Below are 23,360 nucleotides of genomic sequence, written 5' to 3' on the forward strand. Positions count from 1 at the left end.
CCCCCACCGCTCGTCGCGATGGAGGGAGCGCGAGAGCGCATGTCACTTCGCGGGCGAGGTCTCGTCGACCCAGAGGTCCTCGACGTTCTGATGGGTCAGCTCCGTCGCATTGAGCTGAACGCCCTTGAGCCACGGCTGCACCGCCATGACCGCCTTGTTGTAGTTGAAGAACCAGACCGGCGCTTCCTCATAGAGCAGCGCATTGGCTTTTTGCAGCAGCTCGGTTCGCTTTGCGGGATCGTCGGCCTGCCCTGCCGCATCGATCAGCTTGTCGAAGTCGGCATTCTTGTAGTTCATGTAGTTGCAGGCCGGCTGCGGCGTCGAGGAGTGGAAGCATTTGAGCGCGGCCTGCGGATCCGGGCCGGTCGCCTGGGAATAGATGAAGGCCTGATAGTCGCCGCTGCGCACCACCTCGGCCAGCACCGCGGTTTCGACCTGCTTGACCTTCGCCTTGATGCCGACCTTGTCCAGCATCGGGATCACGGCCGAGACGATCGGCAGGCCCCAGCTTTCATTCTGGCTGGTGGTCCATTCGAATTCGAAGCCGGAGGGATAGCCGGCCTCCGCGAGCAGCTGCTTGGCCTTGGCGGGATCGTAGGGGTAAGGCTTCATCGCCTTGTCGTAGGCTGGAGATGTCAACGGCAGCCAGCTGGTGGCGCGATAGGCTTTACCCTTGACCAACTTGTTGATGATCAGGTCGGTATCGATCGCGTAGTTGATCGCCTGCCGGACGCGCTTGTCGGTGAACGGCTTGAACGCGGGATTCATGCCCATATAGCGCGTGAAGACCTCGGCGACCTCGACGATGGTGCCCTTGAGGTCGGCGTCGGACTGATAGGCGACGTATTGCGCAGGTCCCAGCACCGACGTGTCGATCTCCTTGTTGCGGAAGGCGACGTCGCGCGCCGCGGCCTCGCCCATGATCGACACGATGACCTTGTCGGCGTAGGGCTTGCCCGGCTTGTAGAACCGGTCCCACCGCTCCAGGACGATGCGCGAACCCGGCACGTGCTCGACGAACTTGAAGGGACCGAGACCGATCGGCTTCTGGATGAAGCTCTCCTTGGCGGCCTCGTCGGCGGGATAGATCGAGGTCAGCGCCGTGAAGAAGTAGAAGCCCGGATCGACTTTCTCGGTCAGCTTCATTTCGAGGGTGAAGTCGTCGATCTTCTTCAGGCCGGAGATCTCCTTGGCCTGGCCCTTCTCGACCGCGGCCGCGCCCTCGATCACGCGAACAAAACGCGCGCCGGGATAGGCCTTGGTGCCGTCCATGATGCGGTTGTAGGACCAGATGACGTCGTCGGCCGTCATCTTGCGGCCGTTGTGGAAATAGGCGTCGTCGCGCAGCTTGAAGGTGTGAACGAGACCGCCGCCCGAGACCACGTCCTGCTTGGCAAGCTCCAGAACCGGTTTGCCCTCCGCGGAATTCCAGATGTAGAGCGACCGGTGCAGCGCCTTGGCGTAGATCTCATCCTGGGCGCGCTGCGTGGTGTGAATGTCGAGGCTCGTGAAACTCGAACCGTAGGGCGCCGTCATGCGGATGGTTCCGCCCTTGCGCGGTGTCTGGGCCTCCGCCGAGGCGGCGAGCGCCAGCCCCAAACCAGCGACGATCGCGATCATCCTGAACATCATGTGTCCCCCAACAAGCAAGCATTCCGATCAGGGATTTGATCATTCGTAGCCCATCGAACGCAAGCTTCGTTTTGATGGCAGCCGATGCCGGTTCCTGAGGCAATCGATTGACGCGGTGCATCATCGATCGACCAGAACCAGTGAACATTTTTCGTGATCAACGCGACCAAGCTCAGGATCGTTATCTGAGCGCCAAGGATCGCGGAAAAAATGAATCGCCGAACGCTAGGTATCTTGCTCGCGGGCGGGCTGCTAGCCGCCACGGCCGTGCTGGCAAGCCCGGTCGCGGCCAGCCTCGGCCGGTACAGCGAGGCGGACAGCATCCGGTTCAGCTGGAGTCGCACCACCGGCGTGAACGACTATCTTGACGAAACGTGGTGGGCGGTCCGGGGCCATGACACTCCGGATAATTTCGTCGAGCGACTGCTCAGCATCCCCGTCGGAGCGGTCGCACGGGGCGCAGGTACGGGTTTCGAAGCCAGGGTTTCCCAGGGCACCGGTCTGCCACTGCCCGAGAGCTGGAGCATCGCTACGGCGAAGAATTCGCCGTTCATCACGTCGGTCTACGCCGAGACCCCGCGCGATCTCACGTCTGTGCTCGGCTTCTATCGCGCCGAGCTCGGCAAGCGTGGCTGGATCGAAACGGTGGTCGAACCGGACCGGGCCGTGATCACCTTCACGACGGCCCGTGGACCGGTCCTGCTCCGGCTTTCCCGTCAGGACGACAGGACAATCGCCGAACTTTCGCTGCGCAAGCCGGGTATCGCGAATGCCGGCCTCCTGCCGAGGCCGAGGCAGGCAAAGCTGATGCTCGGCAACAAGTCGGACGCGGGGGCGGTCATCACCGTCGCCGACCAGACCGTCGAGCTGGCGGCGCACGCCGGCGAGAAACTGGCGCACTCCGACTCCGCCGCAGCCGAAATACCTGACGGCCAAAAGATCGATCTGCCGCCCGGCAAGTACAAGGTCACCCTCAAGGTCGAGGGCGGCATGGCCCAGAGCCGGGAGTTCGAGGTCGCGGCCAACGAGACCTGGGGCCTGCTGGCCGGCACGGACGGCGTCCTGCTGCCGATGCGGCTTTATTGAAGCGCATCGGCCCCTAGCCGTTCGTAAACTCCGGCATCCAGTCCCGCAGTTTTCGCGCCGCGCCCGTGATGTCGGCGATCGTCCGAAATGCCCCCGTCTCCACCATCATCGCCCTCGCCAGCCGCACGGCGCGGGCCTCGCTGATCGCGCGCTTCTTGGGGTCCTCGATCAGTTCGAAGTCGATGTTGTGGGCGAGGCCGAAGATACGGCGGATGGTTTTGGCGGCGGCGAAGCCGACGGTGTCGGCGAACAGCCGCTGCATGTAGGCCTGCCGCTCGGCCTCCAGCCGCGCGGCGCCCCTCTCGCCGGCAAAGAGCGTGACCGGATAGGCATCGCCGGTGGCGCCAGCGCGCCAGAGATCAAGGAACTTGCGGGCGAACTCGCTCCAGACTTTCTCGACCGTCTCCAGCACCCAGCTTTCGAACGCCTGCCGCTCGCCCGGCGTGCGCTCGTGACCGGCCGAGGCAAAATAGGCCATCAGGAGGTTCGCGAGCACGGCGCCGACATCGAATCCCATCGGGCCGTAGAACGCGAATTCGGGATCGATCACGCGCGTCTGGCTCTCCGTCACCATGATCGAGCCGGTGTGGAGATCGCCGTGGAGCAGCGCCTCGGGGCTTGCCATGAACTTCAGCTTCAGCCGGGAGATCGCGACATGCAGCTCCATGTCATCGCGCAGCTCTGCGGCCAGGCCGTCGAGATAAGGCGCGGTCCAGCGGTTCTGCTCGGCAATGCGGTAGGGATCGGTGAAGATCAGGTCCTCGGTGATCTTGCACAGCGCGTGGTTGCCGGCAAAGGCGGCGATGCCCTGCTTCTTCTCGGCCGCCGACAGGGCGAGGTCGGAGGTGAAGAACAGGGTGCGCCCCATGAAGGTGGTGATGTCGTCCACGAAACCAGGATATTGCGTTGCGGCGACCATCCCCTTGCGCATGATGATGTGGGGCTCGAGCAGCTCCATCACCGTCAGCGCCAGCGTCTCGTTGTGGTGCAGCAGGGCCGGCACGAGGCCGGGCGCGAGCTGGGCCTGCTTCGACAAGGCGAGATACTCGTAATGGGCCCGCGACAGCGGCAGCGGCCAGCTCTCGCCGACGAGGCGGACATAGGGCAGCGCCTGCTTCACGGCGACGCCGCCCCGCGCGCCCTTGACGATGAAGACGAGATTGAGATTGCCGTCGCCGACCTCGGTGATCCCCCAGGCGGCCGGCTCGCCGCCGATGAGTGCCTTCAGGTCGGGAATGCCCGCGAGATGGTCCCGCAAGGCCGCCTCATGCAGAATCCGGTAGTCCCCCACTTCGGCCATGACGATCCCACCCCATGGTATTTGAGCATGATCTTATCGGAAAAAACGCTTCGCACTGTTCCGGATCATGCTCTTGGCATGGCCGGATCGTTACTCCCGCTCCAGGAAGCTCGAGCCGATCTCGGCCTTTCTTTTGATGGGATCGTAATCACAATAGACGCTGTCCGCCACCAGCGTGTAGCTGGCGCTGACGGTGTATTTGTCCAGCTTGACCGAGTTCAGGCCGATCACCGAGGTGCTCTTGCCCCCGTTCCACTTGAACGGCGTCGAGCTCTTGGCCTGCTCGCAGGCCATCACGGCTTCGTTGAAGACAGACCCCTCGACGAACGCCTTCAGCGTTCGGACCTGCACGGCCATCTTCCACTCGAAATAGCCGATGGCGCCAAGGCCGGCGACGATCAGCACCAGAAGCGCGATGACGATCCGCTGAAAAGTCATTCGTTTCCCCCAACAACGATTTAACCAGGAAATCCCCGCAAGAAACCTAAAACGGCATTCCCATCAATTTCGACAAGCGCTCGATCGAAAGATAGCCGGCATGATAGGCCGCGATGCCGATCCCGTAGATGATCGCCGAGATGATCGTGGTCCAGATCAGCTTGCCTCCCATCCGCGTCAGGATCGGTGCGCCGGGGTCGGTGCCGGGCGCGCCGACGCCGTCCTCGTGCTGGCTGCGCACGCCGAACGGCAGCGTCAGAAACAGCGCGATCCACCAGATGACGAAGTAGATCGCAAGCGCGGTCGATATCTGGATGGCCATGATCCGGGGCCCTACGCCTGCTCGATTTCAACCAGCGCCCCGGAAAAATCCTTCGGGTGCAGGAACAGCACCGGCTTGCCGTGGGCGCCGATCTTCGGCACGCCGTCGCCAAGCACCCGCGCGCCCTCCTTCACCAGCGTATCGCGCGAGGCGATGATGTCGACGACCTCGTAGCAGATGTGATGGATGCCGCCGTCGGCATTGCGCTCGAGGAACTTCGCGATCGGCGAGCCCTCGCCGAGCGGCTCGATGAACTCGATCTTGGTATTGGGCAGCGTCGCGAACACGGTGGTGACGCCATGCTCGGGCAGCGCGACCGCCTCCGAGATCTGCGCCCCGAACGCCGCGCCGTAGATCTTCGCAGCCTTGATGGCGTCCTTGGTCGCGATCGCGACGTGGTTGAGGCGACCCAGCATGTTTCTTCTCCCTCAGCGCATGATCCGAAGACCATGCTCAACTACACCGTCAGGACGTGTACCAGACAGGGGGGCTTCTTGCCCCAATGTTCGTTGATGACGGCCCGGACAGCGCGTCGCACCGACTCAGCGAGGGCATCCGCGTCGCGGCGGCGCGCCTTCGGCAGGCCCTCGATGGTGGAGACCACCGCGTCGAAGACGAGGTCGTCGAAGGGCTCGCCGTCCCGGTTCTTCTCGGGAATGCCGACGAGATCGACCTCGGGGTCGTCGGCAAGCTCGCCCTGCTCAGTCATCGCGACCGCGACGAAGGCGCAGCCGGAGAAAGCCATGCGGCGGCGTTCGACCACGGCGCGGGACTTGGAGTCCTCCAGGATCGTGCCGTCCTTGTAGAGACGGCCGGAGGGCACCTCGCCGATGATGCCGGGATCGCCCGGTCCGAGCTTGATCAGGTCGCCGTTGCGAACGACCAGGACGCGCGGCACGCCGGCGGCGCGCGCGAGCTTGGCATGCTCGTTCAGGTGCAGCGCCTCGCCATGGACGGGGATCAGGAGCTGCGGCTTGGTCCAGGCGATCATGTCGCGCAATTCGTCGCGGCGGGGATGGCCGGAGACGTGGACCAGATGGTCGCGGTCGGTAAGGACCTCGACGCCCTGCAGCACCAGATTGTTGATGATCGAGCCGACGGCCTTCTCGTTGCCCGGGATGGTGCGCGAGGAGAAGATCACGCTGTCGCCGCGGTTGAGCGTGATCTCGGGATGGTCGTCATTGGCGATGCGCGCCAGTGCCGCGCGCGGCTCGCCCTGGCTGCCGGTGCACAGCGCCAGCACCTTGTCTTGTGGAAGATGGCCGTAGACCTCGGGCGAGCGGAAGTTCTGCACGCCGTCGAGATAGCCGGTCTCGCGCGCGACCTGCACCACGCGCTCCATGGCGCGGCCGACCACGACGACCTCGCGATCGGCGGCCCTGGCCGCGGCGGCGACGGCCTTGATGCGCGCGACGTTGGAGGCGAAGGTCGTCACCGCGACGCGGCCCTTGGCGGCCTTGACCAGATCGATGATGGTTCGCGCGACCTCGGCTTCCGAGGGCGAGCGGCCGTCACGCACGGCATTGGTGGAATCGCCGATCAGGGCGAGCACGCCCTCCTCGCCCAGTTCGCGCAGCCGCTTCTCGTCGGTCGGGCTCCCGAGCGTCGGGGTCGGATCGATCTTCCAGTCGCCGGTGTGCAGCACCGTGCCGGCGTCAGTGTGGATCGCCAGCGCGTGCGCCTCGGGAATCGAATGCGCGACGGGAATGAACTCGACGTTGAACGGGCCGATATCGACGCGCCCGCCCGACGGCACCACCGTCACCGGGATTTTCGGCGCGTTGCGCTCGGCGGCGCATTTGGCCTCGAACAGCGCTGCGCTGAACTGGGTGGCATAGATCGGGCATTTCAGCTTCGGCCAGAGGTCGATGATGGCGCCGAAATGGTCCTCATGGGCGTGGGTGAGCACCAGGCCCATCAGGTTCTTGCGTTCCTTCTCCAGGAAGTTGATGTCGGGCATGATCAGGTCGATGCCCGGCAGATGCTCCTCGTCGCCGAAGGAGACGCCGAGATCGACCGCCAGCCAGGCGCGCTGCTGGCGGTTGCCGAGGCCGTAGATCGACAAATTCATGCCGATCTCGCCGACCCCGCCGAGCGGCGCAAATACCAGTTCGTCAGGCTTCGCCATCACGCAGCTCCCACGGAGGCGGCCGAGCCGAAGAACACCTCGCCGGCCGCCACCGGGAGGCGTCGGCCGTCAACGGTGCGGACGATCAGGCAGCCGGTGTCGTCGATGGTGTCGAAAATGCCTTCCAGCGTCATCGTTCCCGTGTTGATCGCGACCCGTTCGCCGAGGCCGCAGGCGCGCGCCAGCCACAGCTTGCGGATCTCCGCAAAGCCGCGGCCATTGTCCCAGATGCCGAGGAACTCGACCCAGGCGTCGGACAGCGCCGAGAACAGCTCTTCCGCGCTGATCTGGACGCCGAGCGCGGCCAACGAAACGGCCGGCGTCGGCGTGCCCTCCGGCGCCGCCACGACGTTGGTGCCGATGCCGACGACGACGGCGAGACGATCGCCGACGGCCTCGGCTTCGAGGCCAATGCCAACCAGCTTCTTGCCGCCCGCGAGGACGTCATTCGGCCATTTCAGGGCGTATCTGGGACGGTCGGGACCAAGCCGCAACGCGGCCTCGAGGCTGACCTTCTCCAGGGCAGCCTCTTCGGCAAGCCCCGCCGCAAACCCGATGGTGGCGGCAACCGCAGGCGCAATATCCAGCACCTCGAGGACGCTGGCGGCGAGATTGCCCTTTGGCGCGATCCAGGCGCGCTGGCGGCGGCCGCGGCCGGCGGTCTGGTCCGAGGTCACGAACCACATCGGGCCGGGTTCGCCGGCCCGTGCGCGCTCGATCGCGTCGGTGTTGGTCGAGCCGGTCCGTTCGAAAGCTGCGAGCTTGTAGCCCGCCGAGAGTGCGCGAGGACCGAGCGCGAACCCCATCCTAAAACAGCGATTTTGCCGCGGCGGAGGCGACGCTCACCACCGGGCCCGCGAACAGCGCGAACAGGATGTTGAACAGGCCCGCGACCGCCAGCACCGTCTTCACCTCGACGCGCACCGGATCGACCTGGCCGGCCGGCTCGTCGAAATACATCGTCTTGACGATGCTGAGATAGTAGTAGGCACCCACCACGCTGGTCAGCACGCCGATGACGGCGAGCGTGAACAGGTTCGCCTTGATGGCGGCGACGAAGACGTACCATTTGGCGAAGAAGCCGGCGAGCGGCGGGATACCCGCGAGCGAGAACAGCAGCATCGCGAACATGAAGGCGAGCAGCGGATTGGTCCGCGACAGGCCGGCGAAATCGCTGATCTGCTCCACGGCCTGGCCGTTGCGCTTCATCGCGAGGATGATCGAGAACGAGCCGAGCGTCATCGCCACATAGATCACGATGTACATCAGGACGCCCTGCGCGCCTTCGACCGTGCCGGAGGCGAGGCCAACCAGGGCAAAGCCCATGTGGCCGATCGAGGAATACGCCATCAGGCGCTTGATGTTGGTCTGGCCGATCGCGGCGAAAGAGCCCAGCGCCATCGAGGCGATCGCCACGAACACCAGGATCTGCTGCCACTGCGAGACGATGCCGGGGAACGCGGTCAGCGTGACGCGGGTGAAGACGGCGAGCGCGGCCACCTTCGGCGCCGAGGCGAAGAAGGCGGTGACCGGGGTCGGAGCGCCCTCGTAGACGTCGGGCGTCCACATGTGGAACGGCACGGCCGAGACCTTGAAGCAGAGGCCGGCGAGCAGGAAGACGAGGCCGAACACCAAGCCGATATTCGAGACCGTCGCGGCTGCCGCGATGCCGGTGAAGCTGACCGTGCCGGTAAAGCCATAGACCAGCGAGGAGCCGTACAGCAGCATGCCCGACGACAGCGCGCCGAGCACGAAGTACTTCAGGCCCGCTTCGGTCGACTTGGCGTTGTCGCGGTTCGAGGCCGCCACGACATAGAGCGCGAGCGACATCAGCTCAAGGCCGAGATAGAGCGAGATCAAGTCGCCGGCCGAGATCAGCACCATCATACCGAGCGTCGAGAGCAGCACGAGGATCGCGTATTCGAAGATCCGGCGCGACGGGTCGGACAGGAACTCGGTCGACAGCACCAGCGTCACCGCCGAGCCGATCAAGGCCAGGATCTTCATGAAGCGGGCAAAATCGTCGACGATGAAGCTGCCGCCAAAGGTGACGTGCTTGCCAGCGGGCTGTGCGTAGACGAGCACGCCGACCACGACCAGCAGCAGGACCGCAAGCGTCGTGACGGTCCTGGTGGTCCCCTGCCCGCGATAGGCCCCCAGCATCAAGAGTGCCATCGCGCCGACCGCGAGCACAATCTCGGGCAGCACCGGCGCCAGTTGATAACCTGCAGTCTCAAAGCTCATGGCGATATCCTGACCTGCCCGATCACTGGAGCAGTGCGGCGGCCTTCACGGCCGTCACAGCGGTGTTGTAATTGTTGACGAGTTGCTGGACCGAGACGGCCGACATATCGAGCACCGGCTTCGGATAGACGCCGAACAGGATCGTCAGCGCGATCAGCGGGAACAGCGTCACGCACTCGCGGAAAGTGAGATCCTTCATGCTCGCCAGCGACGGCTTGACCAGCGCCCCGAACACGACCTTGCGGTAGAGCCACAGCGCATAGCCCGCCGACAGGATCACGCCTGTCGTGGCGAAGAACGCCGTCGGGATCGAGACCTTGAAGGTGCCGAGCAGCGTCATGAACTCGCCGACGAAGCCGGAGGTACCGGGCAGGCCGACATTGGCCATGGTGAAGACCATGAAGGTCAGCGCGTAGAGCGGCATCCGGTTGACGAGGCCGCCATAGGCCGCGATCTCGCGGGTGTGCAGGCGGTCGTAGACGACGCCGACGCAGAGGAACAGCGCGCCGGAGACGATGCCGTGCGAGATCATCTGGAACACGCCGCCGGCGACGCCCTGCATGGTGCCGGCGAAGATGCCCATGGTGACGAAGCCCATATGCGCCACTGACGAGTACGCAATCAGCTTCTTCATGTCCTCCTGCATCAGGGCGACCAGCGAGGTGTAGATGATGGCGATGGCCGAAAGCGTGAAGATCAGCGGCGCGAAGTCGTGCGAGGCCAGGGGGAACATGGGCAGCGAGAAGCGCAGGAAGCCGTAGCCGCCCATCTTCAGCAGGATCGCAGCCAGCACCACCGAGCCCGCGGTCGGCGCCTCGACGTGGGCGTCGGGGAGCCAGGTGTGCACCGGCCACATCGGCATCTTCACCGCGAACGAGGCGAAGAAGGCGAGCCACGCCCAGGTCTGCAGCGACCGCGGCACGGCGGTGTGCATCAGGGTCGGGATGTCGGTGGTGCCGCCGTTCCAGTACAGCGCCATGATGGCGAGCAGCATCAGCACCGAGCCGAGCAGCGTGTAGAGGAAGAACTTGAACGACGCGTAGACCCGGCGGGGACCGCCCCAGACGCCGATGATCAGGAACATCGGGATCAGGCCGCCCTCGAAGAACAGGTAGAACAGCACGAGATCGAGCGCCGAGAAGGTGCCGATCATCAGCGTTTCCAGGATCAGGAACGCCATCATGTATTCGCGGACGCGGTTGGTGATCGCCTTCCAGCTCGCGATGATGCAGAACGGCATGATGGCGGTGGTCAGGATCACCAGCGGCAGCGAGATGCCGTCGACGCCCATGTGGTAGGTGATGCCGGTGGCGAGCCAGTTCGCCTTCTCGACGAACTGGAAGTCGGCGCTCGACGGATCGAAGCGCATCACCAGGATCACCGACACCGCGAAGGTGATCAGCGTGGTCCACAGCGCGATCCAGCGCGCATTGCGCCGGGCCGCCTCGTCATCGCCGCGGCTGAGATAGACGATCAGCGCGCCAACCAGCGGCAGGAACGTCGTGACCGAAAGGATTGGCCAGGTTGTCATTTACTGGCCTCCAAAGCCGAACATGAACCAGGTGATCAGGCCGGCGGCGCCGATCAGCATGGCGAACGCGTAGTGATAGAGATAGCCGGTCTGGATCTTCACCACGTTTCGGGTGACGTCGAGCACGCGGGCCGAGATACCGTCGGGGCCGAAGCCGTCGATGATGAAGCCATCACCCTTCTTCCAGAGCTGATAGCCGATCCACTTCGCCGGACGGACGAAGATGAGATCGTAGAGCTCGTCGAAATACCATTTGTTGAGCAGGAACTGGTACAGCATCGGCTGGGTGTTCGCGAGCTCGACCGGCAGATACGGCCGGCGGATGTAGAACAGGTACGACACCAGGAAGCCCAGCACCATCATCACCGTCGGCAGGAAGGCGATGGTCTCGGGGATGTGGTGCATCTCCTCGATGATGTGCGGGTTCATCTTCACGGACTCGCGGAAGAACTCCTCGACGCCGTGACCGGCGAACAGCTCCTTGAACGGGAAGCCCGCGACGATCGAGCCGACCGCGAGGACCCCGATCGGGATCAGTATCCAGAGCGGTGCCTCGTGCGCAGCCTCGTAGTGATGCTCGTCATGGGGCTCGCCGTGGAAGGTCTTGAAGATCAGGCGCCAGGAGTAGAACGAGGTCAGGCCGGCGGCGACGACCGTCATCAGGAAGCCGTACATCGCGAACGGATTATGCGAGGCGTAGGCGGACTCGATGATGGCGTCCTTGGAGAAATAGCCCGCCGTCAGCGGGAAGCCCGTGAGCGCCAGGGTGCCGATCACCATCACCGCATAGGTGTAGGGGATCTTGCGCCAGAGGCCGCCCATGTTGCGGATGTCCTGCTCGTGGTGCATCGCGTAGATCACCGAGCCGGAGCCCAAGAACAGCAGCGCCTTGAAGAAGGCGTGCGTGAACAGGTGGAACATGCCGACCGAATAGGCCCCTGCTCCCATCGCCACGAACATGTAGCCGAGCTGCGAACAGGTCGAGTACGCGACGATGCGCTTGATGTCGTTCTGGACGAGGCCGATCGTCGCGGCGAAGAACGCCGTGGTGGCGCCGAAGAACATCACGACGGCCTGCGCGTTCGGGGCGAGCTCGAACAGCGGCGACAGGCGCGCCACCATGAACACGCCGGCGGTGACCATGGTCGCGGCGTGGATCAGCGCGGAGACCGGGGTCGGGCCTTCCATCGCGTCCGGCAACCAGGTGTGCAGCAGGAACTGCGCCGACTTGCCCATCGCGCCCATGAACAGCAGGAGGCAGGTCAGGGTCAGCGCGTCGGCGTGCCAGCCGAGGAAGTCGATGGTCTTGCCGGTCAGGCTCGGCGCCGCATGGAAGATGGTCTCGAAATCGGTCGAGCTCGTCAGCATGAAGATCGCGAAAATGCCGAGCGCGAAGCCGAAATCGCCGACGCGGTTGACCACGAAGGCCTTGATCGCCGCCGCGTTCGCCGACGGCTTCTGGTACCAGAAGCCGATCAGGAGATAGCTGGCGAGACCCACACCTTCCCAGCCGAAGAACAGCTGCACGAGGTTGTCGGCCGTCACCAGCATCAGCATGGCGAAGGTGAACAGCGAAAGATAGCCGAAGAAGCGCGGCCGATACGGATCCTCGTCCATGTAGCCGATGGAATAGAGGTGCACGAGCGAGGACACGGTCGTCACCACCACCAGCATCACGGCGGTGAGCGTGTCGACCCGCAGCGTCCAGTAGACCTGGAGGTCGCCCGAGAGGATCCAGGGCAACAGCGGAATGCGCATGTCGTGGTGCATGAAGCCGACATCGACCAGCGTCATCCAGGACAGCGCCGCCGAGACGAACAGCAGAGCGGTCGTGATCAGCTCGGCGCCGCGCGAGCCCGCGGCCGGCGGCTCGACCGGGCCGTGATCGTCATGCGCGTGATCGTCGTGGCCATGATCATCATGGGCGACCGCCGCGTGCGCGTCGCCGTGGCCATGATCGCCGTGATGCTCGACCTCGTCGCCCGAGGGGTTGCGGGCATGCGCGCCGAACAGCGCGATCAGGCCAGCAAGGATGGCGCCCAGCAGAGGCAGAAAGACAATCGCCTGAACCATGACTGAGCTCAGCCCTTCATCAGATTGACGTCCTCAACCGCGATCGAGCCGCGGTTGCGGAAATAGACCACCAGGATGGCGAGACCGATCGCGGCTTCCGCAGCCGCAACAGTCAGCACCAGCAATGCGAAGACCTGGCCGACGATGTCGCCGAGGAAGGTCGAGAATGCCACGAGGTTGACGTTGACCGAGAGCAGGATCAGCTCGATCGACATCAGGATGACGATGATGTTCTTCCGGTTCAGGAAGATGCCGAGGATCCCGAGCGTGAACAGGATCGCGCCGACCGCCAGATAATGTCCGAGCCCGATCGTCATTTCACCCACTCCGCCGCGTCGGCATCGGAGAGCCCCTGCCCCGACGCCACCTTGCGCATCGCCATCGCCATTTCGGGCGTGCGCGCGTTCTGAACGTTGATGTCCTGCCGCTTCACACTCGCCTTGTGGCGCAGCGTCAGCACGATGGCGCCGATCATGGCGACCAGCAGCACCATGCCCGAGAGCTGGAAGTAGTGGATGTACTTCGTATAGAGCACGAGCCCGAGCGCCTCGGTGTTGCTGACATTGGTCGGGATCGCCGCCGTGATCGTCTTCGAGACGCCTGGGTTGATGACCCAGAAGCCGACGGTGAGCAGTAGCTCGAACAGGAAGATGCCGCCGATCACGAGCCCCACCGGCAGGTACTCGATGAAGCCCTCGCGCAGCTCGAGGAAGTCGACGTCGAGCATCATGATCACGAACAGGAACAGCACCGCGACGGCGCCGACATAGACGACGATCAGGATCATCGCGAGGAATTCGGCGCCCATCAGCACGAACAGGCCGGAGGCGTTGACGAAGGCCAGGATCAGGTACAGCACGGAGTGCACGGGATTGCGCGAGACAATCACCATCACCGCCGAGGCGACGCAGACGCCGGCGAACAGATAGAAGAACAGCGCGGGAAGGATCATGCTCTCATCTCACCGGTACGGCGCGTCGAGCTCGATCGCTTTCGCGATCTCGCGTTCCCAGCGGTCGCCATTGGCGAGCAGCTTGGCCTTGTCATAGAACAGTTCCTCGCGGGTCTCGGTCGCGAACTCGAAGTTCGGACCTTCGACGATGGCGTCGACCGGACAGGCCTCCTGGCAGAGGCCGCAATAGATGCACTTCACCATGTCGATGTCGTAGCGCACGGTGCGGCGGGTGCCGTCGTTGCGGCGCGGGCCGGCCTCGATGGTGATGGCCTGCGCCGGGCAAATGGCTTCGCACAGCTTGCAGGCGATGCAGCGTTCTTCGCCGTTCGGATAGCGGCGCAGCGCATGCTCGCCGCGGAAGCGCGGCGAGATCGGGCCCTTCTCGAAGGGATAGTTCAGCGTCGGCTTCGGCTGGAAGAAATAGCGCATGGCGAGGAAGAACGCCGAGACGAATTCCGACAGCAGGAGCGAGCGAGCGGTGGCGTTGACATTGATACCCATGACGGCCCTCACTTCGGCGCGATGCCGGCGAAATGCAGCACGCCGGCCACCACGACCACCATCGCCAGCGACAGCGGCAGGAAAACCTTCCAGCCGAGGCGCATCAGTTGGTCGTAGCGGTAGCGCGGCACGATCGCCTTTGCCATCGCGAACAGGAAGAACATGAAGAACACTTTGAGCGAGAACCAGATGATCCCCGGCACCCAGTTGAAGGGCGGCAGGTCCACCGGCGGCAGCCAGCCTCCGAGGAACAGGATCGTGGCCATCGCGCACATCGTGACGATCGCGACGTATTCGCCGAGCATGAACAGCAGATACGGCGTCGAGCCGTATTCGACCATGAAGCCGGCGACGAGCTCGGATTCAGCTTCGACGAGATCGAACGGCGGACGGTTGGTTTCCGCCAGCGCCGAGACGTAGAAGATCACGAACATCGGGAACAGCGGCCACACATACCAGTTCAGGATGGTGAGCTGCGGCAACCCGATCAGGCTGGCGAGGCCACGCGCATGCTGGGCCTCGACGACGGCCGACAGGTTCAGCGTGCCGGCGCAGAGCAGCACGGTGATGATGACGAAGCCGATCGAGACCTCGTAGGACACCATCTGCGCCGCCGAGCGCAGCGCCGCCAGGAACGGGTATTTCGAGTTCGACGACCAGCCGGCCATGATGATGCCGTAGATCGACAGCGACGAGATCGCGAAGATGAAGAGGATGCCGACATTGATGTCGGAGATCACCCAGCCGAGATTGGTCGGGATCACCGCCCAGGCGGCGAGCGCGAGCACGCATGAGACCAAGGGAGCAAGGAGAAACACGCCCTTGTTGGCGCCTGACGGGATGATCGGCTCCTTCAGCACGAACTTCAGCAGGTCGGCGAAGGACTGCAGCAGGCCCCAGGGGCCGACCACGTTCGGACCACGGCGGATCTGCACCGCCGCCCAGATCTTGCGGTCGGCGAGCAGGATGTAGGCGATCGCGACCAGCAGGACGACGAGCACCAGGACGCTCTCCGCGACCATGATGATCAGCGGCCAGAGGAAACCGGTCCAGAATGCGCTTTCGAAGAATTCCATCGGCTCACTCCGCTGCGGTCAGCATCTGCCCGGAGGCAAGCCGCGAGCATTCCGCCATCACGGCGGACGCACGCGCGATTGGGTTGGTCAAATAGAAGTCCTCGATCGCCGGCTTGAACGGCGCCTTCTCCGGCGAGCCGCCCTTCCCCGCCAGCTTCTTGATCTGGTCGGCGGCGCCGGCCTCGATCTGGTCGAGGCGGATCAGGTGCGGCACGGCCTTGAAGATCGCCTGGCGGAGCGCCGACAGCGAGTCGTAGCCGAGCTTCTTGCCGAGCGCCTCCGACAGGGCGCGCACGATCGCCCAGTCCTCGCGGGCTTCGCCCGGCGGGAACGCGGCACGGCCGGTCATCTGCACGCGACCTTCGGTGTTGACGTAGATCGCGGACTTCTCGGTGTAGGCGGCCGCCGGCAGGATGACGTCGGCGCGATGCGCGCCGCGGTCGCCATGGGTGCCGATATAGACGACGAAGGTGCCGTCCGACGGCTTGATCTCGTCGGCGCCGAGCAGGAACAGCAGGTCGAGCGTACCGAACGTCGTCATCTGCGCGGCGTTCAGGCCACCTGCCGTGGCGGAGAAGCCGATATCGAGCGCACCGACGCGCGAGGCGGTCTCGTGCAGCACGCCGAAGCCGTTCCAGCCGTCCTTCACCGCGCCGACATCGAGCGCGAGCTTGGCGGCGGCGGCGAGAATGGCGGCGCCGTCGTGACGCGAAGCTGCGCCCGCGCCGACCAAGATGATCGGGTTCTTGGCGTTCTTCAGCACGTCCATGAAGGAATGCTTGCCGGCCGCGAGCTCGCCGAGCGTCTCGGTGCCCGCACCCAGATGATCATAATCGTAGGTCAGGTCGACCTTGGCGCCGATCACGCCGACCTTGAAGCCGCCGGCACGCCAGCGCTTGCGGATGCGGGCGTTGAACACGGCCGCTTCCTTGCGCGGATTGGCGCCGATGATGAGCAGCGCGTCGGCCTGCTCGACGCCGACCAGCGTCGGATTGAAGATGTAGGAGCCGCGACCGAGCGCGGGATCGAAGGCGTCGCCGCCCTGCACCGCCAGATTGCCCGAGCCGTATTTGGCGAGCAGGTCCTTGAGCGCGAACATCTCTTCGACGCCGGCAAGATCGCCGGCGATCGCGCCGATGCGCTTGCCGTCGGTACGCGCCGCTTTCGCGGCGATCGCGGCGAAGGCCTCGGGCCAGCTCGCCGCCCGCAGCTTGCCGGCTTCGCGGATATAGGGCCGGTCGAGGCGCTGGGTGCGCAGGCCGTCGACGACGTGACGTGTCTTGTCGGAGATCCACTCCTCGTTCACGGCCTCGTTGATGCGCGGCAGCACGCGCATCACCTCACGGCCGCGGGTGTCGACGCGGATCGCCGAGCCGATGCCATCCATCACGTCGATCGACTGGGTCTTGCCGAGCTCCCACGGGCGAGCCGCGAAAGCATAGGGCTTCGAGGTCAGCGCGCCGACCGGGCAGATGTCGACGAGATTGCCCTGCAATTCCGACGTCAGCGCGTGCTCGAGATAGGTCGTGATCTCCATGTCCTCGCCGCGGCCGGTGGCGCCCATCTCGGGCGCGCCGGCGACTTCCGCCGAGAAGCGGACGCAGCGCGTGCACTGGATGCAGCGGTTCATCGAGGTCTTGACCAGCGCGCCGAGGTACTTGTCCTCGACGGCGCGCTTGTTCTCGGCGAAGCGGCTGGTGTCGACACCATAGCCCATCGCCTGATCCTGCAGGTCGCACTCGCCGCCCTGGTCGCAGATCGGGCAGTCCAGCGGATGGTTGATGAGAAGGAATTCCATCACGCCTTCTCGCGCCTTCTTCACCATCGGCGAACGCGTGGAGATTTCCGGCGGCTCGCCCTTGGGGCCCGGACGGCAATCGCGCACGCCCCAGGCGCAGCTTGCGACCGGCTTCGGGCCGCCCTTCACTTCGACGAGGCACATCCGGCAATTGCCGGCGATCGACAGCCGCTCGTGATAGCAGAAGCGCGGAATCTCGGCGCCCGCGGCTTCGCACGCCTGGAGCAGCGTGTACTCGGCGGGGACATCGATCTCTTTGCCGTCGATGATGAGCTTGGTCATTCTCTCTACTCCGCCGCGACCATGTTCACGGGATCGCGGACGCCGATATCGTCGATGTCAGCCTTGTGCGAATACTGGTCGATGCGCGCTTCGATCTCGTGACGGAAATGCGCGATCAGGCCCTGGATCGGCCAGGCGGCTGCGTCGCCGAGCGCGCAGATGGTGTGGCCTTCGACCTGCTTTGTGACTTCGAGCAGCATGTCGATCTCGCGCTTGTGGGCGCGGCCGTCGGCCATGCGGGTCAAGACGCGCCACATCCAGCCGGTGCCCTCGCGGCACGGCGTGCACTGGCCGCAGCTCTCATGCTTGTAGAAATAGGAGATGCGGGCGATGGAGCGGATCAAATCGGTCGACTTGTCCATCACGATCACGGCCGCGGTGCCGAGACCCGAGCGCAGCTTGCTCAGGCTGTCGAAATCCATCGGCGTGTCGATGATCTGCTCGGCCGGCACCATGCGCACCGACGAGCCGCCGGGGATCACGGCCTTGAGGTTGTCCCAGCCGCCGCGGATGCCGCCGCAATGCTTCTCGATCAGCTCACGGAACGGAATGCCCATGGCCTCTTCGACGTTGCAGGGCCGCTCGACATGACCGGAGATGCAGAACAGCTTGGTGCCGACATTGTTCGGACGGCCGATGCCGGCGAACCAGGCCGCGCCGCGCCGCAGGATGTCGGGCGCAACCGCGATCGACTCGACGTTGTTGACGGTGGTCGGGCAGCCGAACAGGCCGACATTGGCCGGGAACGGCGGCTTCAGGCGCGGCTGGCCCTTCTTGCCTTCGAGGCTTTCGAGCAGCGCGGTCTCCTCGCCGCAGATATAGGCGCCGGCGCCGTGCGCGACGTAGATGTCGAACGGCCAGCCGTTGACATTGTCCTTGCCGACGAGCTTCGCCTCATAGGCCTGGTCGATCGCGGCCTGGAGATGCTCGCGCTCGCGGATGAACTCGCCGCGGACATAGATGTAGCAGGCATGCGCGTTCATCGCGCAGCTCGCGATCAGGCAGCCTTCGATCAGGAGATGCGGATCGTGCCGCATGATCTCGCGATCCTTGCAGGTGCCGGGCTCGGATTCGTCGGCGTTGACGACGAGATAGCTCGGCCGGCCGTCGGTCGATTCCTTCGGCATGAACGACCATTTCAGGCCGGTCGGGAAGCCGGCGCCACCGCGCCCGCGCAGGCCCGAAGCCTTCATCTCGTTGATGATCCAGTCACGGCCCTTGTCGATGATAGTCTTCGTACCATCCCAGGCGCCGCGGCGCCGCGCGCCCTCGAGCCCCCAGTCGTGGAGGCCGTAGAGGTTCTTGAAGATGCGGTCCTTGTCCTCGAGCATTTCAGTGCTTTCCGATCAACGATTGGACTGCTTGTAGGCAAGTCCGGCGGCGCAGACGGCGAAAGTCAGCGCCCAGAGTAGGCTGCTCTCCTGCGTCGCGTTCATCACGAAGCGCTGCAGCAGGAACATGAAGGCGGCCGCGACCGCGGCGTGCATGGCGACGAAGCCCCATTTGTTCACGGCCTCGTTCCCTCCAATTGCGGGGAGATCACGCATCAGGTGATCTCCTTCAGCGTGGTCGGCCCACCCGTCGGCGCCGAGAACTGGCGACCGTTCTGCGGACCGGGCTTCGGCGGATTGCCCGAGGCGAAGCCGTCGAGCACCTTGCCGAAGGTTTCCTTGGTCAAATCCTCATAGGTGTCCTTGCCGATCAGCACCATCGGCGCATTCACGCAGGCACCGAGGCACTCCACCTCTTCCCAGCTGAAATTGCCGTCCTTGGACAGATGGAACGGCTCGTGGTGGATGCGGTGCTCACAGACGTGAATGAGATCCTCGGCGCCGCGCAGACGGCACGGCGTGGTGCCGCAGACCTGGACGTGGGCCTTCTTGCCGACGGGAGCGAGCTGGAACATCGTGTAGAAGGTCGCGACTTCGAGCACGCGGATATAGGGCATGTCGAGCAGATCGGCGACGGCGCGGATCGCGGCTTCCGACACCCAGCCGTCGTGCTGTTCCTGGACGCGCCAGAGGATGGCGATCACCGCGGAGGCCTGGCGTCCGGCCGGATATTTCGCGATCTGCTGCCTGGCGAATGCGAGGTTCTCCTCCGTGAACGCAAAGCTCGCGGGCTGGACTTCCTTCGGTGCTAATCGGCGAACGGACATCTCTTATCTCTCACTGCATACGGCGCGCGGTTTTCGCATTCAGGGCATCGATCCTGTCCTGCCAGAATGCGCTTGCGGTGCCGAAAACGTTGTAGCCGACATGGGTCGAGACCTTGATGCGGTCGAGGATCGACAGCTCGGTCACGGTCTCCATCCGGTTGCTGCGCGGATCGAACACGATCAGCTTCAGCGGCGTCTGTTCGAGGATAAAGCGCGACACCGCATGAGAGCGGTCGCTGCCGTGCTCCTCGCACATGATGACGCTGTCGGTCTCAAGCAGCCGTGCGCCGCCCTTGATCGCCTCGATCTCGACGCCCTCGACGTCGAGCTTGATCAGGTACTTGCCGTGGGCCGCCACCTTGCCGTCGTCGATGAGATTGTCGAGCGCGAGAACGGGCACGTCCTCGCCGCCCGCCGACGGTGCACCGGCGATGCTGAAGGCCTCATGCTTGGTGCCTGACAGCCGCGCGGTGCCGCGCGCCGCACCGATCGCGCATTTCAGCGTCTCGAAGCGGTTGCCGTTGACGCGGGCGTTGTTGGCAAGCTTCGGATAGTTCTGCCCCGACGGCTCGATCGCAATCGCCTTGTGCGATCCGAACGGCTTGCTCGACACCAGCACCGACCAGTAGCCGTAATTGGCGCCGCAATCGAGCAGCGTGTAGTCGACGTCGATGGAGTCGGCGAACAGGACCTCCAGCTCGTCCTCGTAGTTGTACGAGCGGTTGAGCAGCTTGCTCCAGTAGCCGTCGCCGTAGGGGAATTCGAACACGGCGTCGGGATTGAGCCTGATCGCGATGTTGCGCTCGGGCAGCGTCTTCCGCAGCAGGTTCGCGCAGGCGATGTAGCCCATGTGCGAGAAGTGCGAGGAGATCTTCGATCCCGTCACCAGCGCCAAGGCAGCCGTCCGCTCCCACAGGTTGGCCCCTTCAAGGGCCCCCGAGGCACGGTCAAACTGGATTGGCGCTTGCGCCATCACCGATCGACCTCTCCGAACACGATGTCGAGCGAGCCGAGGATCGCCGAGACGTCGGCAAGCAGATGGCCGCGGCAGATGTGGTCCATCGCCTGCAGATGCGCGAAGCCCGGCGCGCGGATCTTGCACTTGTAGGGCTTGTTGGTGCCGTCGGAGATCAGATAGACGCCGAACTCGCCCTTCGGCGCCTCGACCGCGGCGTAGACTTCGCCGGCCGGCACGTGGACGCCTTCGGTGTAGAGCTTGAAGTGGTGGATCAGCGCTTCCATCGAGCGCTTCATCTCGCCGCGGCGCGGCGGCGCGACCTTGTTGTCCTCGACGACGACAGGCCCCTTCCCGTCGGCTGCGTTCAGCTTCTGGATGCACTGCTTCATGATGCGCACGGACTGGCGCATCTCTTCCATGCGGATCAGGTAGCGATCGTAGCAGTCGCCGTTCTTGCCGATCGGGATGTCGAAATCCATCTCGGCGTAGCATTCATAGGGCTGCGACTTGCGCAAATCCCAGGCCGCGCCCGAGCCGCGCACCATGACGCCCGAGAAGCCCCACTCCCAGGCTTCCTTCAACGGCACCACGCCGATGTCGACGTTGCGCTGCTTGAAGATGCGGTTGGCGGTGAGGAGGCGATCAAGGTCGTCCACGACCTTCAGGAACGGATCGCACCAGGCCTCGATGTCGTCGACCAGCTTCTGCGGCAGGTCCTGATGCACGCCGCCGACGCGGAAGAAAGCCGCGTGCATACGGCTGCCGGAGGCGCGCTCGTAGAACACCATCAGCTTCTCGCGCTCTTCGAAGCCCCACAGCGGCGGGGTCAGCGCGCCGACGTCCATCGCCTGCGTGGTGACGTTGAGGAGGTGCGAGAGGATGCGGCCGATCTCGCAATAGAGCACGCGGATCAACTGGCCACGGCGCGGCACCTCGATGCCGAGCAGCTTTTCAGCGGCGAGACAGAAGGCATGCTCCTGGTTCATCGGCGCGACGTAGTCGAGCCGGTCGAAATAAGGGATCGCCTGGAGATAGGTCTTCTGCTCGATCAGCTTTTCGGTGCCGCGGTGAAGCAGGCCGATATGGGGATCGACGCGGGCGACGACTTCGCCGTCAAGCTCCAGAACCAGACGCAGCACGCCGTGCGCAGCCGGATGCTGGGGCCCGAAGTTGATGGTGAAATTGCGAAGCTGTTCGGGTTGCTCGTTCATGATCAGACCTTCGGTCCCGCCTTCTCGTCACCGGGAAGCGGATAGTCCGCCCCTTCCCACGGCGAGAGGAAATCGAACTTGCGGAATTCCTGGTTGAGCCGGACGGGCTCGTACACCACCCGCTTCTCCTGGTCGTCGTAGCGGACCTCGACGAAACCGGTGGTCGGGAAATCCTTGCGCAGCGGATGGCCCTCGAAACCGTAATCGGTCAGCAGGCGGCGCATGTCGGGGTGACCGACGAAGAACACGCCATAGAGGTCGTAGGCCTCGCGCTCGAACCAGTCGGCGCCCGGGAACACGTCGATCAGCGACGGCACCTGCGTGGTCTCGTCGGCCTGGGCCTTGAGCCGGATCCGCGTGTTCAGGGTCGGAGACAGGAAGTGATAGATCACGTCGAAGCGTTTTTCGCGCGACGGATAGTCCGCGGCCGTGATGTCGGTGAAGTTGATGAACCGGCATTTCGGATCGTCGCGGAGGTACTTGACCACCTCGACGATCTTGCTGGCCTCGACATCCACCGTGAGCTGATTGAAGGCAACCGAATGACCGATGGCGGCGCCCGGAAGCGCGCTAACGATCGTCTGCCCCAGGGCGTCGAGCTTGGCGTCGTCCATGACGTAAAACCTTAGCGTTCAATCGTGCCGGTGCGGCGGATCTTCTTCTGCAGCAGCAGCACGCCGTAGAGCAGCGCTTCCGCCGTGGGCGGGCAGCCCGGCACGTAGATGTCGATCGGCACGATCCGGTCGCAGCCGCGCACGACCGAATAGGAATAGTGGTAGTAGCCGCCGCCATTGGCGCAGGAGCCCATCGAGATGACGTAGCGCGGCTCTGGCATCTGGTCGTAGACCTTGCGCAGCGCAGGCGCCATCTTGTTGGTCAGCGTGCCGGCGACGATCATCACGTCGGACTGGCGCGGCGAGGCACGCGGGGCGAAGCCGAAGCGCTCGACGTCGTAGCGCGGCATCGAGACCTGCATCATCTCGACCGCGCAGCAGGCGAGACCGAAGGTCATCCACATCAGCGAGCCGGTACGGGCCCAGGTGATGAGGTCGTCGGTCGCGGCCACGAAGAAGCCCTTGTCGGACAGCTCGGAGTTGACCTCGAGGAAAAACGGATCGTTGGCGCCAACCGGCCTGCCGGTCGACGGATCAAGGATGCCCTTGGGGGCCGGCGCTACGACCGGGCCCGAGGACGTTGCAGGGTTCAATCCCATTCCAGTGCTCCCTTCTTCCATTCATAGGCGAACCCGACCGTCAGCACGCCGAGGAACACCACCATGGACCAGAAGCCGGTCGCGCCAAGCTTGCCGAACGCAACCGCCCAGGGAAACAGGAACGCCACCTCGAGGTCGAAGATGATGAAGAGGATGGCGACCAGATAGAAACGGACGTCGAACTTCATGCGAGCGTCGTCGAAGGCGTTGAAACCGCACTCATACGCCGACAGCTTTTCCGGGTCCGGCTGCTGGAACGCCACGATGAAGGGCGCGATCAGCAGCACGAGGCCGATGAGGCCCGCTACCCCTATAAAGACGACGAGTGGAAGATAGTTCTGCAGAATGCCGCTCATTGACGAGCCCTTTTTCCCGCAGCCTCGGGACAGCCACGGATTCGTCCAGTTTGGAATTGTTCTGAGCCTTAGCGCAGTGCACCAATGGGCGCAAGACA

At 64.5% G+C, this 23,360-nt stretch carries 24 protein-coding genes; 1 reads left to right on the top strand and 23 read right to left on the bottom strand.

From position 1 onward, the window contains the following. Window positions 1–42: 42 nt before the first annotated feature. Window positions 43–1,632, bottom strand: coding sequence for an ABC transporter substrate-binding protein (locus AB7008_RS28290; RefSeq protein ID WP_439711252.1), 1,590 nt, complete (start codon window positions 1,630–1,632; stop codon window positions 43–45). Between the two features lie 210 nt (window positions 1,633–1,842). On the opposite strand from AB7008_RS28290, the gene AB7008_RS28295 reads away from it, so the two are divergent. Next, on the top strand, window positions 1,843–2,718 hold the full coding sequence (locus AB7008_RS28295) for a hypothetical protein (protein WP_304490026.1): 876 nt from the start codon (window positions 1,843–1,845) through the stop codon (window positions 2,716–2,718). A gap of 13 nt (window positions 2,719–2,731) precedes the next feature. On the opposite strand, the gene mtnK is transcribed toward AB7008_RS28295, so the two are convergent. The 22 genes from mtnK to AB7008_RS28405 form a co-directional block, all read right to left on the bottom strand. After that, on the bottom strand, window positions 2,732–4,018 hold the full coding sequence (gene mtnK, locus AB7008_RS28300) for an S-methyl-5-thioribose kinase (protein ID WP_304490027.1): 1,287 nt from the start codon (window positions 4,016–4,018) through the stop codon (window positions 2,732–2,734). Window positions 4,019–4,108: 90 nt separating this feature from the next. Continuing rightward, entirely contained in the window at window positions 4,109–4,456 is a 348-nt protein-coding gene (locus tag AB7008_RS28305; RefSeq protein WP_014494873.1) for a hypothetical protein, read from the bottom strand. A 46-nt stretch (window positions 4,457–4,502) separates the two neighbouring features. Then, a complete protein-coding gene (locus tag AB7008_RS28310) occupies window positions 4,503–4,778 on the bottom strand; it encodes a DUF1467 family protein (protein ID WP_014494872.1) in 276 nt (91 codons plus the stop codon). A gap of 11 nt (window positions 4,779–4,789) precedes the next feature. After that, window positions 4,790–5,194 (bottom strand): methylmalonyl-CoA epimerase, encoded by a 405-nt coding sequence (gene mce / locus AB7008_RS28315; RefSeq protein ID WP_014494871.1) that lies wholly within the window; start codon window positions 5,192–5,194, stop codon window positions 4,790–4,792. Between the two features lie 41 nt (window positions 5,195–5,235). Then, a complete protein-coding gene (locus tag AB7008_RS28320; protein WP_441259863.1) occupies window positions 5,236–6,906 on the bottom strand; it encodes a ribonuclease J in 1,671 nt (556 codons plus the stop codon). Continuing rightward, a complete protein-coding gene (locus AB7008_RS28325) occupies window positions 6,906–7,712 on the bottom strand; it encodes a biotin--[acetyl-CoA-carboxylase] ligase (protein WP_304490029.1) in 807 nt (268 codons plus the stop codon). Before AB7008_RS28325 ends, AB7008_RS28320 begins: the two co-directional genes overlap by 1 nt. A gap of 1 nt (window position 7,713) precedes the next feature. After that, window positions 7,714–9,150 carry an NADH-quinone oxidoreductase subunit NuoN gene (gene nuoN / locus AB7008_RS28330; protein WP_014494868.1) on the bottom strand — a complete coding sequence of 479 codons (1,437 nt, stop codon included), beginning with the start codon at window positions 9,148–9,150 and terminating at the stop codon, window positions 7,714–7,716. Between the two features lie 22 nt (window positions 9,151–9,172). Then, on the bottom strand, window positions 9,173–10,681 hold the full coding sequence (locus tag AB7008_RS28335) for an NADH-quinone oxidoreductase subunit M (RefSeq protein WP_264621245.1): 1,509 nt from the start codon (window positions 10,679–10,681) through the stop codon (window positions 9,173–9,175). After that, on the bottom strand, window positions 10,682–12,754 hold the full coding sequence (nuoL, locus tag AB7008_RS28340; RefSeq protein ID WP_028155940.1) for an NADH-quinone oxidoreductase subunit L: 2,073 nt from the start codon (window positions 12,752–12,754) through the stop codon (window positions 10,682–10,684). It abuts the gene before it with no gap. An 8-nt stretch (window positions 12,755–12,762) separates the two neighbouring features. Beyond that, complete coding sequence (gene nuoK / locus AB7008_RS28345; RefSeq protein WP_008136131.1) at window positions 12,763–13,071, bottom strand: NADH-quinone oxidoreductase subunit NuoK; 309 nt, start codon at window positions 13,069–13,071, stop codon at window positions 12,763–12,765. After that, window positions 13,068–13,706, bottom strand: a complete 639-nt coding sequence (locus AB7008_RS28350) for an NADH-quinone oxidoreductase subunit J (RefSeq protein ID WP_028155939.1) — start codon at window positions 13,704–13,706, stop codon at window positions 13,068–13,070. The genes nuoK and AB7008_RS28350 overlap by 4 nt, the downstream gene beginning before the upstream one ends. 9 nt (window positions 13,707–13,715) lie before the next feature. Next, entirely contained in the window at window positions 13,716–14,210 is a 495-nt protein-coding gene (nuoI, locus tag AB7008_RS28355) for an NADH-quinone oxidoreductase subunit NuoI (RefSeq protein WP_014494864.1), read from the bottom strand. Between the two features lie 8 nt (window positions 14,211–14,218). Then, window positions 14,219–15,286: an NADH-quinone oxidoreductase subunit NuoH gene (gene nuoH, locus AB7008_RS28360; RefSeq protein ID WP_014494863.1), complete on the bottom strand. Its 1,068-nt coding sequence runs from the start codon at window positions 15,284–15,286 to the stop codon at window positions 14,219–14,221. Between the two features lie 4 nt (window positions 15,287–15,290). Beyond that, the gene (gene nuoG / locus AB7008_RS28365) at window positions 15,291–17,366 is read right to left on the bottom strand and encodes an NADH-quinone oxidoreductase subunit NuoG (protein ID WP_028155938.1); all 2,076 of its coding nucleotides are present in this window, start codon (window positions 17,364–17,366) and stop codon (window positions 15,291–15,293) included. Between the two features lie 5 nt (window positions 17,367–17,371). Beyond that, complete coding sequence (nuoF, locus tag AB7008_RS28370) at window positions 17,372–18,697, bottom strand: NADH-quinone oxidoreductase subunit NuoF (RefSeq protein WP_028155937.1); 1,326 nt, start codon at window positions 18,695–18,697, stop codon at window positions 17,372–17,374. 15 nt (window positions 18,698–18,712) lie between these two features. Next, a complete protein-coding gene (locus tag AB7008_RS28375; RefSeq protein WP_028149053.1) occupies window positions 18,713–18,913 on the bottom strand; it encodes a hypothetical protein in 201 nt (66 codons plus the stop codon). After that, the gene (nuoE, locus tag AB7008_RS28380; RefSeq protein ID WP_014494859.1) at window positions 18,913–19,524 is read right to left on the bottom strand and encodes an NADH-quinone oxidoreductase subunit NuoE; all 612 of its coding nucleotides are present in this window, start codon (window positions 19,522–19,524) and stop codon (window positions 18,913–18,915) included. The genes AB7008_RS28375 and nuoE overlap by 1 nt, the downstream gene beginning before the upstream one ends. A gap of 10 nt (window positions 19,525–19,534) precedes the next feature. Then, on the bottom strand, window positions 19,535–20,497 hold the full coding sequence (locus tag AB7008_RS28385; RefSeq protein ID WP_028149051.1) for an FkbM family methyltransferase: 963 nt from the start codon (window positions 20,495–20,497) through the stop codon (window positions 19,535–19,537). Next, window positions 20,497–21,693 carry an NADH-quinone oxidoreductase subunit D gene (locus AB7008_RS28390; protein WP_014494857.1) on the bottom strand — a complete coding sequence of 399 codons (1,197 nt, stop codon included), beginning with the start codon at window positions 21,691–21,693 and terminating at the stop codon, window positions 20,497–20,499. The genes AB7008_RS28385 and AB7008_RS28390 overlap by 1 nt, the downstream gene beginning before the upstream one ends. 2 nt (window positions 21,694–21,695) lie before the next feature. Further along, window positions 21,696–22,307, bottom strand: a complete 612-nt coding sequence (locus AB7008_RS28395; protein WP_014494856.1) for an NADH-quinone oxidoreductase subunit C — start codon at window positions 22,305–22,307, stop codon at window positions 21,696–21,698. An 11-nt stretch (window positions 22,308–22,318) separates the two neighbouring features. Next, window positions 22,319–22,906: a NuoB/complex I 20 kDa subunit family protein gene (locus AB7008_RS28400; RefSeq protein ID WP_014494855.1), complete on the bottom strand. Its 588-nt coding sequence runs from the start codon at window positions 22,904–22,906 to the stop codon at window positions 22,319–22,321. Next, the gene (locus tag AB7008_RS28405; RefSeq protein WP_007603535.1) at window positions 22,897–23,262 is read right to left on the bottom strand and encodes an NADH-quinone oxidoreductase subunit A; all 366 of its coding nucleotides are present in this window, start codon (window positions 23,260–23,262) and stop codon (window positions 22,897–22,899) included. Before AB7008_RS28405 ends, AB7008_RS28400 begins: the two co-directional genes overlap by 10 nt. Between the last annotated feature and the right edge of the window lie 98 nt (window positions 23,263–23,360).

The sequence above is a fragment of the Bradyrhizobium sp. 521_C7_N1_3 genome, assembly GCF_052075975.1.
In the GTDB taxonomy this organism is placed as follows: Bacteria; Pseudomonadota; Alphaproteobacteria; order Rhizobiales; family Xanthobacteraceae; genus Bradyrhizobium; species Bradyrhizobium japonicum.